At 33.1% G+C, this 14,193-nt stretch carries 19 protein-coding genes and 1 tRNA gene; 3 read left to right on the top strand and 17 right to left on the bottom strand.

Going from position 1 to position 14,193, the window contains the following annotated elements; genetic code table 11:
* Positions 1-109 precede the first annotated feature (109 nt).
* The 7 genes from LO744_RS04100 to greA form a co-directional block, all read right to left on the bottom strand.
* Positions 110-183, bottom strand: a tRNA-Met gene (locus LO744_RS04100).
* A gap of 44 nt (positions 184-227) precedes the next feature.
* Positions 228-1,511 carry a TlpA family protein disulfide reductase gene (locus LO744_RS04095; protein WP_230667309.1) on the bottom strand — a complete coding sequence of 428 codons (1,284 nt, stop codon included), beginning with the start codon at positions 1,509-1,511 and terminating at the stop codon, positions 228-230.
* 61 nt (positions 1,512-1,572) lie between these two features.
* Entirely contained in the window at positions 1,573-1,812 is a 240-nt protein-coding gene (locus tag LO744_RS04090) for a signal peptidase (RefSeq protein WP_230667307.1), read from the bottom strand.
* A gap of 9 nt (positions 1,813-1,821) precedes the next feature.
* The gene (locus LO744_RS04085) at positions 1,822-3,840 is read right to left on the bottom strand and encodes a T9SS type A sorting domain-containing protein (protein WP_230667306.1); all 2,019 of its coding nucleotides are present in this window, start codon (positions 3,838-3,840) and stop codon (positions 1,822-1,824) included.
* 73 nt (positions 3,841-3,913) lie between these two features.
* A complete protein-coding gene (gene clpX / locus LO744_RS04080) occupies positions 3,914-5,101 on the bottom strand; it encodes an ATP-dependent Clp protease ATP-binding subunit ClpX (RefSeq protein WP_230667305.1) in 1,188 nt (395 codons plus the stop codon).
* Between the two features lie 65 nt (positions 5,102-5,166).
* Complete coding sequence (locus LO744_RS04075; RefSeq protein ID WP_230667303.1) at positions 5,167-5,556, bottom strand: HIT family protein; 390 nt, start codon at positions 5,554-5,556, stop codon at positions 5,167-5,169.
* A 29-nt stretch (positions 5,557-5,585) separates the two neighbouring features.
* A complete protein-coding gene (greA, locus tag LO744_RS04070) occupies positions 5,586-6,056 on the bottom strand; it encodes a transcription elongation factor GreA (protein ID WP_230667302.1) in 471 nt (156 codons plus the stop codon).
* Positions 6,057-6,165: 109 nt separating this feature from the next.
* On the opposite strand from greA, the gene LO744_RS04065 reads away from it, so the two are divergent.
* From LO744_RS04065 to LO744_RS04055, 3 genes are all read left to right on the top strand, one after another.
* A complete protein-coding gene (locus tag LO744_RS04065) occupies positions 6,166-6,624 on the top strand; it encodes a hypothetical protein (protein ID WP_230667300.1) in 459 nt (152 codons plus the stop codon).
* Entirely contained in the window at positions 6,624-7,073 is a 450-nt protein-coding gene (gene dtd, locus LO744_RS04060; RefSeq protein ID WP_230667299.1) for a D-aminoacyl-tRNA deacylase, read from the top strand. Before LO744_RS04065 ends, dtd begins: the two co-directional genes overlap by 1 nt.
* 211 nt (positions 7,074-7,284) lie before the next feature.
* Positions 7,285-8,112, top strand: coding sequence for a hypothetical protein (locus LO744_RS04055; protein ID WP_230667297.1), 828 nt, complete (start codon positions 7,285-7,287; stop codon positions 8,110-8,112).
* 72 nt (positions 8,113-8,184) lie between these two features.
* Here LO744_RS04055 and LO744_RS04050 read toward each other — a convergent pair whose 3' ends face one another.
* The 10 genes from LO744_RS04050 to LO744_RS04005 all read right to left on the bottom strand — a co-directional run bounded on the left by LO744_RS04050 (position 8,185) and on the right by LO744_RS04005 (position 14,147).
* Positions 8,185-8,700: a hypothetical protein gene (locus tag LO744_RS04050; protein ID WP_230667296.1), complete on the bottom strand. Its 516-nt coding sequence runs from the start codon at positions 8,698-8,700 to the stop codon at positions 8,185-8,187.
* A gap of 43 nt (positions 8,701-8,743) precedes the next feature.
* Complete coding sequence (locus LO744_RS04045) at positions 8,744-9,268, bottom strand: hypothetical protein (RefSeq protein WP_230667295.1); 525 nt, start codon at positions 9,266-9,268, stop codon at positions 8,744-8,746.
* 5 nt (positions 9,269-9,273) lie between these two features.
* Positions 9,274-10,647, bottom strand: a complete 1,374-nt coding sequence (locus tag LO744_RS04040) for a DUF4153 domain-containing protein (RefSeq protein ID WP_230667294.1) — start codon at positions 10,645-10,647, stop codon at positions 9,274-9,276.
* 60 nt (positions 10,648-10,707) lie between these two features.
* Positions 10,708-11,193 carry a ubiquinone biosynthesis protein COQ4 gene (locus tag LO744_RS04035; protein WP_230667293.1) on the bottom strand — a complete coding sequence of 162 codons (486 nt, stop codon included), beginning with the start codon at positions 11,191-11,193 and terminating at the stop codon, positions 10,708-10,710.
* 7 nt (positions 11,194-11,200) lie between these two features.
* Positions 11,201-11,497 carry a hypothetical protein gene (locus LO744_RS04030; RefSeq protein ID WP_230667292.1) on the bottom strand — a complete coding sequence of 99 codons (297 nt, stop codon included), beginning with the start codon at positions 11,495-11,497 and terminating at the stop codon, positions 11,201-11,203.
* Positions 11,498-11,507: 10 nt separating this feature from the next.
* Positions 11,508-12,347, bottom strand: a complete 840-nt coding sequence (locus LO744_RS04025; RefSeq protein ID WP_230667291.1) for a metallophosphoesterase — start codon at positions 12,345-12,347, stop codon at positions 11,508-11,510.
* Positions 12,348-12,364: 17 nt separating this feature from the next.
* On the bottom strand, positions 12,365-12,655 hold the full coding sequence (locus tag LO744_RS04020; RefSeq protein WP_230667290.1) for a hypothetical protein: 291 nt from the start codon (positions 12,653-12,655) through the stop codon (positions 12,365-12,367).
* 65 nt (positions 12,656-12,720) lie between these two features.
* Positions 12,721-13,011: a winged helix-turn-helix domain-containing protein gene (locus tag LO744_RS04015; RefSeq protein ID WP_230667289.1), complete on the bottom strand. Its 291-nt coding sequence runs from the start codon at positions 13,009-13,011 to the stop codon at positions 12,721-12,723.
* Positions 13,008-13,490: a hypothetical protein gene (locus LO744_RS04010; protein WP_230667288.1), complete on the bottom strand. Its 483-nt coding sequence runs from the start codon at positions 13,488-13,490 to the stop codon at positions 13,008-13,010. Before LO744_RS04010 ends, LO744_RS04015 begins: the two co-directional genes overlap by 4 nt.
* Before the next feature lie 39 nt (positions 13,491-13,529).
* The gene (locus LO744_RS04005; RefSeq protein ID WP_230667287.1) at positions 13,530-14,147 is read right to left on the bottom strand and encodes a hypothetical protein; all 618 of its coding nucleotides are present in this window, start codon (positions 14,145-14,147) and stop codon (positions 13,530-13,532) included.
* Positions 14,148-14,193: the final 46 nt, after the last annotated feature.

The following is a 14,193-nucleotide window of genomic DNA, read 5'->3' as shown; positions in this document are numbered from 1 at the left end:
CTAAATTTATCATTTTTTTTTTAATCGGAAGTATTAATTCAAGGTTTAAAAAAATTAAGAACATTTTGGACATAAAAAAACCGCAATCAATGATTGCGGTTTAATATTGTAGCGAAGACGGGAATTGAACCCGTGACCTCAGGGTTATGAATCCTGCGCTCTAACCAACTGAGCTACCTCGCCGTTTTGGTGGTGCAAATATATAAAATATTATGCAACCTCCAAAATTATTTTACATTAAAATATTGCAAAACATCGCCAACATGGCTAGGCTTGCTGATTATCTTGTTGTTAGCATCCAAAATAAAATACGTTGGTGTTGCATGAATATTATAAATTTCAGCAAAAGAACTGTTCCACCCTCTTAATTCTGAATCATTAATCCAAGGAAATGCAGCAATCTTCGTTGTATAAGCATTTTTATCCGTGTCTAAAGACATCCCGATTATCTGAATATTTTTTGCCTGTAGTTCTTTATATTTAGTTAAAAGCTGTGGCAATTCGCTTTCACAATGTGAGCAAGTGGAAGACCAAAAAACAATCACTTTTTTATCGGCTTTTACCTCAGCAATTGACTTGGCATTGGTATTGACCGCAGCGTGGAATTTATAGTCCGGAAAAACAGCTCCAATGTCTGTAGCAGCATTAGACTTCAAAGTAGAAGCCAAACGGTCATTTATGGTACATTTTAAATCTTTTGCTAGCGTAAGATATTTAGTTTTAAATTCATTCATATCGTACACATCAAAAATATCAATCAATTCAGAAAGTACAGTTTGACCTCTCGGTGTCTCCACATTCAGTTTATTGATCAATGTATCTACTGAAGCATTGACGTTGGTATTACCACCTACGTTAAGATACGACACCAGAATTGGACGCAGAAGAGAAGAACTCTCCAACATATCATTTGATTTATCTATAAAATTTACGATTTCCTCTTGCGTAACTTTTTTTGCAGGATTGTTTGAAAGGAATTTATTATAATTGGTATTATAATAATACACAAATGGATGTTTTGACTGGTCTATACTGCTCGTTCCAGACAATCTACCCATCTCGCTGGTTAGCGCTTTCCCAAACTCTGTATTGTCTTTATAATATTCTTTAATTTGCACTAATGCGGGAAGAATAATTTCTTTTTTCTGAGAAGATTCCTGAATGCTATTCATCAACTCATTTGATTCATCCTGATAAATTATGTTCTGAATTTTATTTGCTTTTGTATCAAGCTGAATATTTATATTTTTATTTTCAGAAATAAAACTTACAGAATTATTGGTATTAGGGAAATAAACTTTCATCATCCCAGAATAATTTTTGGGATATTTAAAAGTCCAGGTATTTCCTTTACTTTTTTCTTTGGTAACAATAATATCTTTTGAGCCATTCAATGTATATAGAATAGCTTCTTGCTCATTAAAATCCGGTTGCGACTGGATACTTACAGAAAACTGTGCGTTCATTGAAAATGCAAACAGCATTCCTGACAATACAAATAACTTTTTCATAATGTAAAAATAAAAAAACTCTCCGATTAATCAGAGAGTTTCAAATATTTTAATGTTATTTTTATATTTTTTGAGTTTTGTATCTTTTAGCAAAATAGGCAATTACCAGAATTGCTACTATCGCTAATACATAAACGTACATATCGATGGGAGAAGTAGCGAATGCACCAGGACCATCAGATTCAGTTTGCGGATCAGGAGGAGTATTAGGACCCCCTAAGATTGGCCCCGAATTCCCTTGAGCAAACAAAGATAGGTGAGATACAAACAATGCGAATAGAATAATTAATTTGTTTTTCATAAATATTTTTTATCTCATTACTTTTGTGTTATATACTTGCCCGTTATCAGCCTTAATTGTAATCAAATAACCATTATTTAATTGTTTCGGGATGCTTAACGTATGATTAGATGTCGTATTAACTCTTTTTTCCGAGTTAATTAATTTGCCGCTCATATCAAAAATTGTAATATCTGCATTTTTCCAATTTTTGTCAAATATTACTACAAAATTATCTGAAGATTTTTCATAAGTTACAACTGTACCATTCTTTTTAGCTAAATCTGAAGTTCCTAAAACAGTTTCAGGCTGAGGTTCTCCATAATAAAGACCTGCTTGAGTTACTGATCCTGCGCTTATAACCTGATTTTGAGATAGCATAACGTTGGCTCCGTTAATCTTTATCCAAAAGCTTTCACCTGCACTTAATGCAGATTGGTTTGCCGGAATTAAAGCAGCATCTTCTCTAATTTCAAATTTCAGCTTACTTATCTCAGGAGAGTTAAGTGTTAATGGTATTTTTTTATGTAAAAAGTTTACCTCATTAGCTTCATTAATATATAAATTATATTGAGAAGCGTAAGTAGGATCTATCCCACCAGTAATATACTCTTCATTGGTATAAATAGGTCCATTGATAGGTGCATTGCTACTATTATATCCTAAATTAGCTTGTAAAGTAGCCACTGAGCTATATCCAGTCGTTGCATTATCACGAACTACATAATACGTTCTAGAAATTTCATTATCCTGACTATCTAAAGCAATAACACCTAATTGCTTCAACGTTGGTGAAGGGCTATTCTTTGCAGCTGTAACAGAATAAGATCCCGTAGCTCTTGCAGTACTTGAAAAACGTCTTACCGTATTAAAATTTAATGATCTATTTAAATTAGCAGAAGCATATGTAGTGATTAAACTGGCATCAAGTTTAATATAAACAACTCCTAAAGGCTTAATCACTAAGCTATTCACATCACCTGCAGGAATAGTAGCACCTGTAGAAGTATTACGGCTAAATGTTACGGTTCTATTGGTGGACGTTGTTGTTCCTCCTGAGGCAGTATAATTTACACCTTCTTGTGAGAATCTAATCCCTTTAATCGGAAGTCGATTACCATCTGTTGTTGCTCCTGGTTCATTTACATCTGCACCAATCCAGCTTAAATCAATATTGGTTAAAAAAGGATTTCCATACTGATAAAGTTCTTTTCCATAATTAGTGGTCCAGCTTGTATCAAATGGGTCATTAATATAAGAGTAATATCTTTCACCAAAAACATTAAGGTTTTGCCCCGAACTTCCATAATTAATTCCTAAACCTCCATTTGCAAGATTTACACTACTTGTAGAAGCTACAGCATCTGAAAAAGGAATTCCTTTTAAAGTAAGAACACCTGAATTTGCAGGAGTAGGATTCCATCCACTAGTTCCTACTGCGAAATAAGTAGTTGGGCCATACAGTACGGTTGAGTTTCCTAAATCCGTAGAGGTAGCAGGATTAACAATTCTCATTACGGTCTTTGCATTATCCCAATATGCTAAAGACGAAGTAGATCTGTTACCTGTAAAATTAGAAGCCTGTAATAAATCTTGTGATAAAGATAAAATGGTCTTATTAGAAAAAGGCAATGCCATTTGCTGAAAACTTCCTTGGTTAACAGCTTTATATTCCTTATCTACAATACCTGTAATTTTATCTTGCGCCAAATTCGTTATGTACAATTGTCCATAGGTAGAATTTGCATAAGTTGCTATCGCAGGGGAATTTAATCGTAAAATAATATTTGCACCAGTCGTTTTGAGACCAGGTGTTACATTGGTATCAATTGTCCTGAAAACATCAGTCGCATTACTTCCTACAACCATCATATTACCATGTAGATCAATGTTACCATTGCCTCTGGTCTGTACTCCTCCCCCGTTGTAAACGAGAGCACCATTACTTACATACATTTTAGCGGTATCATCTACATGAAGTAGAATAGTCTGCGCCTGAACAGATAAACCGGTTGCTAAAATTCCGATAGTTAATAAACTTTTTTTCATTGTATACTGTTTTTTTGTGTCAAAAAAAATATTCAGTGTAAAGATATAAATTTTTTCTAAAAAAAACACAAAATCACTTAAGAATCAAAATATTATCTTTTGTAAGAATAATCTCATCATGCTCACCCACGGTAAACATGTAGTCTTCTAAGACTTTTTCTGTAGTTCCTCGTAAACCTCTAGCGCCCAACCCCTTCTCCATGGTCGCATCAACAATAATCTCTATAGCCTCATCAGTAAACACCAATTTTGTACCGTCCATTTTAAAAAGCTCCACAAACTGATTTACAATAGAGTTTTTAGGTTCTTTCATAATTCTAATCATCGTCTCTTTGGTCAATTTTTCAAGATAAGTAATGATTGGGAACCTTCCTAAAAGCTCAGGAATTAATCCAAATGAACGAAGGTCGATAGCATTAATATTTGTTAAAATATACTCATCTTCTTCTACTTTTTTAATTTTTTCAGCACTGAAACCAATGGCTTGCTTATTCATTCTTCTTTCGATAATTTCTTTAATACCGTCAAAAGCTCCCCCTGCAATAAATAAAATATTCTGAGTATTTACCTGAATATATTTTTGGTCAGGATGTTTTCTCCCCCCTTGTGGCGGAACATTTACAATACTCCCCTCCAAAAGTTTCAATAAGCCTTGCTGTACACCTTCACCAGAAACGTCTCTCGTAATACTTGGATTATCAGATTTTCTGGCAATTTTATCAATTTCATCAATAAAAACAATTCCTTTTTCCGCTTTTTCTACATCGTAATCGGCAACCATTAAAAGTCTCGAAAGAATACTTTCTACATCTTCCCCTACATAACCCGCTTCCGTTAAAATCGTTGCATCAACAATGCAGAAAGGAACATTAAGCTCTTTAGCAATTGTTTTAGCCAAAAGCGTTTTTCCCGTTCCTGTTTCACCAATCATGATGATGTTTGATTTCTCAAGCTCTACTTCACGGTTTTCATCTTTTGCATGTAACAATCTTTTGTAATGGTTATATACCGCAATTGAAAGTTGTTTTTTTGCCTGGTCTTGTCCTATAACATACTGATTCAGAAATTCTTTTATTTCTTTTGGCTTTTTAAGCTCCCCCATAGACTCAGCTGGTGAAAATCCGGCTGGCGAAACGGTATCTTTTACAATAGAATGCGCCTGCTCGATACAATTTTCGCAAATAAAGCCATCCTTTCCTGAAATCAGCATTTGCACTTCATTTCTTTTCTTACCACAAAAAGAACATTGGTTTGAATTCATTGTTATATAATATATTATGTAAAGAAGGTCGTAAAAAATTTCTTTTTTACGACCTTCTGTAATTGTTAAGAATTAATAATTAAATTTTGTATTTCAGAGTACTCTTCCGCTGAAAGCTTTAGTCTTTCGTTTCGAAAATTCATCTCTTCCACTTTATTTAGCGGAATCAAATGTATATGAGCATGGGGAACCTCTAGTCCCACCACTGCTACACCTACTCTTACACAAGGTATTGCATTTTTCACTTTTTGAGCAACTTCCTGAGCAAAAGCCCAAAGATTTTTGTATTCTTCGGTTTCCAAATCAAAAATAAGGTCTACTTCTTTTTTGGGAACAACGAGTGTATGACCTTTTACCAAAGGCATAGCATCTAAGAATGCCACAAAATTTTCGTCTTCTGCAATTTTATAAGCAGGAATTTCTCCATTGATTATTTTTGTGAAAATTGAACTCATTTTTATAAAAGTTAAAAATTTTAAATTTTCTAAAGTGTAATTTCTAACACTTCAAATGATAATTTATTACCGTTTGGAAGAACAATCTCAGCCGCTTCTCCCACTACTTTTCCTAATAAGCCTTTTGCAATAGGAGTATTTACAGAAATCTTACCTGTTTTCAAATCGCTTTCGTTATCTGGAACCAATTTAAAAGTCTGTTCTTTGTTTGTATCGTTATTCATCAATCTTACCGTAGTAAGGATAGAAACTTTTGAAGTATCAAGTAACGTTTCATCAATCACTTTTGAAGTAGTAACAACATCTTTCAGTTTAGAAATTCTCATTTCCAACATTCCCTGCGCTTCTTTGGCTGCATCATATTCTGCATTTTCCGACAAATCTCCTTTATCTCTTGCCTCAGCAATCTGTTGAGTAATTTTTGGTCTTTCTATTTTTTCCAATTGCTCCAGCTCAGCTTTCATTTTATCTAATCCTACCTTAGTTACATAGCTCGCCATAATTTTAAAATTTAGTTTTGGTATAAAAAAAATTATCCGACATTTGCCGGACAATGTTTTTGTGTGTTAATCGTTATTGTTTTACAAATATATAAAAATTTATATAGTAATGAAAAAAACTTTCTCAATCATATCAATTTTCATCTTACTGGCATTCAGTTTTTTAAATATAAACTCATGCAGTAACCGCGATGATACCGTGAGTTGTTTTCCCATTTCAACAATCAATGTAAATCTAAATCTGAATCTTGCGGCTTATAATAATCTTAACTTTGTGGGACTCCCTATTTATATTGATGAACAGCAATCTGGAACAAGAGGATTAATTGTTGTAAGAACCGTTGACAATCCGGCTACTTTTAAAGTATATGACAGAAATGCACCACATCTTTGTCCCGATACCAATACTACTCTGGAAATAAAAAACGGCAACAGTATTTTTTGCCCTAAAGATAATGCGACATGGATTTTAATCACCGGACAGCCGACAGCAGTTTCTACCCTTCCTCCAAAAACCTACTTCTGGAACTACGACCCATCTACAAAAAATTTAAGCTTATATAATTAATGAAAGTAGTGATTCAAAGAGTTTCCGAAGCTTCTGTAAAAGTAGACGGAAATATCGTAGGCAAAATAAACACCGGCTTTATGCTTCTGATTGGAATTGATGAAAACGATGAAAAAACAGATGCTGACTGGCTTGTACAGAAAATTTTAAACCTCAGAGTTTTTAGTGATGAAAACGACAAGCTCAATTTATCTATTAAAGATATCAATGGGGAAATTTTGTGCATCAGCCAGTTTACTTTAATTGCAGATTACAAAAAAGGCAATCGCCCATCATTTATAAAAGCAGCAAAACCCGATAAAGCCATTCCTCTTTTTGAATATTTTAAAGAAACACTTTCAAAATCAGACTTACGAATTGAAAGTGGCATTTTTGGTGTAGATATGAAAGTTTCGCTTACCAATGATGGTCCTGTCACTATTATAATGGACAGTATTACAAAACAATAGCAATCCCTACCTCTGCAATAATTGTCTCTTTCTAATGAATTAATACCCCTCAATAGATTATAACTATAAAATCCGTAACAAAACCCGCTTAAAAACAAATAAAACACCGTATAAATACGGCATTTTATTAAAATTCACATTAAAAGTTATTTATTTTTGGATATATAGCATATTTTTTATATATCTTTATAACACCAAAAACTAAATTACCATGAAAAACTACTACCTAATTGTAGTCCTATTTGTAATGGGTTACAATACCAATGCACAAGTGGGTATTAACACAAGCAATCCCAAATCGACACTGCATGTTCAAAAAAAAGCCGACCTTACTTATGCAGATGGTATTATTCCTCCCAGAACTTCAAGAGACTCTCTTAGGCAAAAAAATTCAGCTTATGGAGCTGCTCAAAACGGAGCTATAGTCTATGTAACAGATGTTACAACGGGAACAACAGACTCTAAAACAGCAAATATATCAAGTACAGGTCTGTATATTTTTGACTCTACAGCATTTTCAAATGTAGGCGCATGGTCAAAACTAGCACAAGGTCCCGGAGATGGTGCTTATTCAGCAAAGTTCAACGGCAGTTTAAGTGCAATAGGATTAACAGTTGGTGGGGGAATTCTCAATTTAAATATTGGAGGAAGCACAGCGAATACGACCACTACAGTAGAGGTTCCATCTACAAGCATGAGCAACGGCGTCTATACAGTTCCATCGAGTGGTATATATCACATTACTTATAATTATAAAGAAGGTTCTGGAGCCAGTGTTTCCCTACTTACAAATTCAGGAATTGTCATCAACAGAACACCTGTTGGCTCTAGTACAGCAACAGCTTTAGATTCTAGAGGGTTTGGCGGAGTAAGCGTTGTTTTAGTTCTTACAGTCAGTATAACTCAAACAACAATTAGTCATATTTACAATCTTACAGCAGGTGATAAAATTCAGTTCGGGATTAACAGGCAATCTTTACTTTCGGCAGATCTTTTAACTGCTATTCAAGCAGATGTAAGTATTTATAAAATCCAATAGTAAACAAATTCATAGTATAAAAAAAGCTTTCTTAAAAATTTAAGAAAGCTTTTTTGTTTTTATTAATTAAAATTATCTCACAGGTACACTGCTAAAGTTTAGCGCTACTTTCAGATTCATATCAGAGCTGGTCTGATTTTTAAGTTCATATACTGTTCTCACTGTAAGTCCAGAACTTTTCACCACAGTATCTAGAAAACCGGTATCATTATTTAAATCTAAATTTAAACTTGATGAGTTGGTATCAATAGCCGACCTTGACGCTACTAGTTTTTCGCCAGTTCCGTTGGAAGAAATATAGATTTTCACAGATTTTAAGGCACTTAAATTACCTCCGCTTGGTGAAGCTACAGAGATTTTAGCATCAGAAATTCTTACATCTTTTATCTGTGCATTATTATTTCCGCCTACCCAAGTCTGCACATTTGATGCAGTTGCAGTAGAGGAAACTTCTTTATCTGCAGGAACTCCCGTAGAAACCAAAACATTGGTTGTGTACGGAAAAGTATTCTGTACAATCGACTGTACCGCTCCACAACTCGTTAAAATCACTGTGGAAGCTATTGCTAATGAAAATATATTTTTCATACTATAAAAATTTGAAAATTACATTTGCATAAACTATACCAATTTATTCTATTCTTACAGAAAATCTACCTGTATTTTCACCATCAGCCATTAGATTTTTCCCAATAATAAGCCAAACTTCACCCTTACCTGAAATTTTATAAGAAATCTCTCTTCCAAACGGGCCGTCATATTGACCATCTTTTAATTTTATTTGATTAAAACGGATGTTCATCTGGTTATTTTCAGGAATAATAGTTGCCTTTAATTGCGCTTTATGATAATTTGTTATTCTCACAATTAATTTTTGAATCTTGTCTGTAAACTCATACTCTAACGTAGATGGAAGTTTTTCTCCATCAATCAACTTTACAGCTTCACCATTTTGTTTATTTAAAAGAGTATCTGATTTTACATTTTGCTTCATTAAAGTATCATTATTCACTTTCACCTTGGCAGAATCTGAGTTTAAAGCATTTGAAGACTGCTCGGAAACAATCACCGAATCCGTTTGCTTTTCTTGTGAAGAAACTGCCTTTTTACAGGATACAATTAATAAAAGGCTTATTAATAAAACTGAATTTTTCATCGTATTTATTTTTGAATGGTTTCGTAATAAAGAATTTTAGATAAAAAGGTTGGCGATTTTTCAGCTTTCACATTTTCTAAAACTTCTTTTTTAAGCGCTAAATCTTTCTTTTCTTCAGCATATTTTAAAAGATACTTTTCACTAAAGTTGATGGAGACCACATGATAATTTACTGCAAAATCAGGACGCTTCATATTTTGTGAAGTGATTATTCCACCCCAATTAATAAAACTGCATACTAAAACCATTCCATAAAAACACCAGCTCATCGAGTTGAACAGAAATGCGTTTTTCTTTTTAAACTGTATTTTGTAAAAGGTAAGAATCAAACCGATTAAAGACAGAAGCAGAAAAGCATAAACCCCAAGTCTTTTATAGGTAAAACCGTAACTTGTAATGTATTCTGTATTTTTTAACATTGCTGAAAGGACTAAAACTGCATTCAGAAAAATCCAGATTTTAGCAAAAATTTTCAAAGAACCAGCTTTAGAATCGAAATTAAAATTAGATTTAAAATAAAACATAATCACCAAAATTGCCATTATAATAGACATAATTACAGCATTTACTCTTTCGTGTGTTTCTTCAGAAAGCTGATTGGGAGATTTAACGGCTTCGTAAAACTGTTCGTAATTGTAGGTGATAATAAAGAATATCAACAAAACATTTAAACAGATAAAAGAAATAACGCCACCCATTCTCTCAGAATCTAAATCAAGAAAGGAAAATGTTTGTTTTTGAATGGTATCTTCTTTTTTAAAATCGTTATCTAAAAAATGATTCTGCTTATAAATTTGTTTTTCAACCACGAAATTGAAAAAATTGAAAGCAATGAAAAATCCTAAAGCTCCCAGGCAGAAAATCTGCCAAACATTAATATCTAATTCGTAATCGGTAAAAAGACTTGCAAAGTGATTGCTTCCGGTAGCATAAATTCCGAAAAATATGGCTACAAAAACAAAAGGAATAAAAACAAAAGCAAATATTTTCTTCCCTAAACCTGAGTTTTCGCTTTTCGGAAGCCATTCGTTAAAGCTAAAAACTCTGCAGATAAATGTAAAAAGTGTAACTACAAAAACAGGAACGAGAAAAAGACTCTTCAACCTCCTGTTTTTAGACCGGAAAGAAAGCAGCAAAAGCGAAATTACCAATGCGAGAAAAGAGCTAAAATCTCCAAACCAAGCAAAAGCCATGCTCGACAAAATACTTGTTGCAAAAAGTAGCAGGAAACTTTTGCTGCGGTTTCTTTCCGGGGTTTTTATAAGCGTTAAAACTGAATATAAAACGCCTAAAATACCAAGATTCAATCCTACATTTTCGTTATAAAACAAAACGATAAATGTGATGGTGCTGAGAAATATATAGTGATGTGTTTTCATTTTTTGGTTGTTGGTTGTTAGTTAATGGTTAATGGTTAATGGTTAATGGTTAATGGAAATTTAATATAAAACCGGGGTTTCTTTTTGTTTGAAAAAATCCTGAATATTTTCAAAATTCTGCCACAATAGAGATTCAAAATCGATGTGGTGAAATGCTCTCATACTTTTCCCTTTTTTATAAGCTTGTGTATACATTTTATAATATTCGGGGAGAATAATGCATCCTAAAATAATGGCTGCCAAGAGATGAGCATTGAGTTTTCCGTTTCCAAGAAGAAGAAACTGCATGGCGATTTCATCTTCGAAATTAGTTCCACAACCTGTCAACAAATGATGTACATCGTGGTTTTCCATTTTAGGAATCATTGTAAAACCATGTTTTCTATAAAACTCACCCAATGTTCTACCTAAAGAATCTTTGTGAAATTCCAGCAATTGTTTTTCATTAAACTGCCATTGTCTTTTTTTCTTTTTGAAATATTTTCTGTAGAGTTTTTGTGTTTTGTCGTAGACGAAAAGAAGGAATTGAACGCGTACTTTTTTCATAGCTATATTATAAATTTAGATTTAAACCAATTGCTGCATAAGCAATTGCTATCGGAATATTTAAACAGATAAAACAGACTGCCTTTAAGCAATATTTCAATTGATCTTTCATTAAAAAACCATAAACTAATAGAATTATGACTAGTAAAAGATTAATAACTTTTCCATAAATAAGAAGTAAGAAACCGAAAACTGCAAAACCATCATCTTTCGTTAATAAATATCCAAAAAGGCAGATGTTTCCCAATACGAAAAAAAGTCCGAAGACACATTTTCCAAAATAAATAATACTTTCGTTTTTCATCATTATATTTTTAAGCCTCAGTTAAAGTAAAAACAGTAATTTCCGGACGCACCATAAAACGCACCTGATAAGAATGTCCCAAAGCACGGTTGATGTACAACATTCTTCCATCTTCCAAATCAATCTCTCCTGAAACATATTTTCTGTTTTCTACGGGAAGAATTGGGGTAATCACACCTGGGATTCTACATTGTCCGCCATGGGTATGCCCGCTCAAAATCCAGCCTTGATAGCCGTTCCATACGTCTTTATCGCAAACATCAGGATTATGACAAAGTACAAGATTGGCTTTTTCGGGATTGTAATCTTTCATCACTTTCATCGGGTCAAAATTGGGCGACCACAAATCATCAAAACCAATAATATTTAAACCATGAGATTCTGTTTGTTGGTTTTTAAGCATTGTCAATCCATTATTTTCCAGAATGCGACAGATTTCTTCTGATGAACCCAGGTCTTTCCAGTTTTTTCCATAGTCGTGATTTCCCATAATTCCGAAAGTTCCTAATCTTCCATAAATGGCATTTTGCATTACTTTTTCTAAATTTTTGTGGTCTTCAGGAGTTCCATGATTAACGTAATCGCCTGTGTAAACCACAAAATCAGGATTGAAATCTTGCGCTTTTTGGAAAGATTCTATGAGAAAATTCCAGTCGAATCTGTTTCCCACATGTAAATCTGAAATCTGCATCAACGTTTTACCTTCTAATTCTTGAGGCAAATTTTTGATGGGTAGTTTTCGCTGTACAAATTCAACCCAAAATGGCTCAATCTGCCATGAATACAAAAAAGGTAAGGCTCCAACAGCAGAAAGCTGCAACAATCTTTTTAGAAATTTTTTCCTAGTCATTATCTATATCAATCAAATTAACTTCCTGCGAATGGAGTTCCAAAAAGTCCTACAGCAAACTCCATCCAAGTAAGAATAAGCACCAATAAAACCACGATGCATAGGAGTATTTTGTAAGTTTTGTTTTTAACAATTCTTCGAATTAAATCGACAATCATTGCGGTACCAAATAAAAGTATACCGGCAATAAGAAAATCAGAAGAAGACCAGCTGAATTCTTTAGAAAATAGATTTCCGAGTACTGCAATCCCCATTAAAATGGCTGGTACAGCATAAATCACTGTTGTTTTTTGTTTTTGTGTCATCATAATATTTAATTTTAAAAGATAAAGTACTTTGTATTTCAAAGTAAATTTTCAAAAAAATATAGCTTTTATCTGCCTATTAATTTTTCTAATGCATTTAAATGTTCTGTAAAAGCAGTTCTTCCCAACTGCGTTACTCGGTATGAAGTTTTAGGCTTTTTGCCTACAAATTCTTTTTTAACTTCAATATAATTTGATTTTTCAAGCGCATTGCTGTGACTTGCCATATTTCCGTCGGTAATTTCAAGAAGGTTTTTCATTTCAGAAAAATCAACCCAATCGTTAACCATAAGAACGGACATAATGCCCAATCTTACACGGCTTTCGAATTCTTTATTGAGTTGACTGATGTTAATCACTTTAATCTAATTTTATTAATTCCGAAATAATCATACAATGCAGGATCCACTGCAATTACCTCGTTTGTTTTTCTATTTTCAATCACTACAAAATCATGATTTTTAAAAAATCCTGACTTAAAAAGCGGATGAATATTATACCCTAACAAATAAATCTCCCCTACTTTATGCCTAGCTTTCCATTCATTATTTAAACTGTTTGAATGAAGTTTATTATTAATTGAAGCTGCTAAAAAAGCTGAATATCCAATACAATTTGCTTTTTTCGATTTCAAAAGCTCGTTAGGTTCACTATCGCATTTATCAAACGTAAATCTTAATAATGAAGAAGTTTTATTTAATTCATCATGAATAATATCTTCTACAACAATTGAATTTTCACCAGACATTTTTTGTTCTAATTTTAAAACTTGTCTTTCATCAATTATTTTATATGAAAATAAAAAATTGAATAAAAAGCTCCTAAACAAAACAATCAAAAGTATAATTAAAAGAAAAGTATAAAACTTCTTCATTGTTTACTTATACTTCTTGTGCATAATCAAGCCATACACAATATGTAAAACCCCAAACCCAAAAGTCCAAGCAATTAATCCCCATCCGAGAAAAAACAAGGAAATCAATCCCAAAGCAATTTGGCAAAACCCTAAATATTTTACATCTGTCAAAGTATATCTTTCTGCATTCACTAAAGCCAATCCGTAAAAAATCAAGGTAGCAGGAGCAACCAGTGAAAAAAGATGATGGTATAATAATCCCAAACAAACAAATCCACCTGTCACCAAAGGGATTGCAAAGGTAAACAAAAGTCTTTTAGTAGTCGCATCCCAAATTTTCAGACCTTTTTTCTTGCTTTTATTGGCGGTAAAAAAGTATCCACTCAAAACGGCAACAATCAGAATTACAATTCCAGTAATCACCAATTCATTGATAACCTTTGAATTTGAAATACCTCTTTCACCATCAAAATAATTCAGCCCTTCTCTTTCAAAAACGAAACAGACATACGCCGCTCCAAGTATTGCAGCTAAACCAGCAACAACTCCAGATAAGCCACTTAATGAAATAAATCTTGAAGAACGCTCCATCATAGAGCGAATGTGTGATAAGTCTTCGTGATAGTTTTTTGATTCCATATAAAAGAACTTTGAATTGCAAAGTTATATTTAATTTTGAAATAGC

The sequence above is a fragment of the Chryseobacterium turcicum genome (assembly GCF_021010565.1).
Lineage (GTDB): Bacteria > Bacteroidota > Bacteroidia > Flavobacteriales > Weeksellaceae > Chryseobacterium > Chryseobacterium turcicum.
This window is presented reverse-complemented; position numbering and strand designations above follow the sequence as displayed.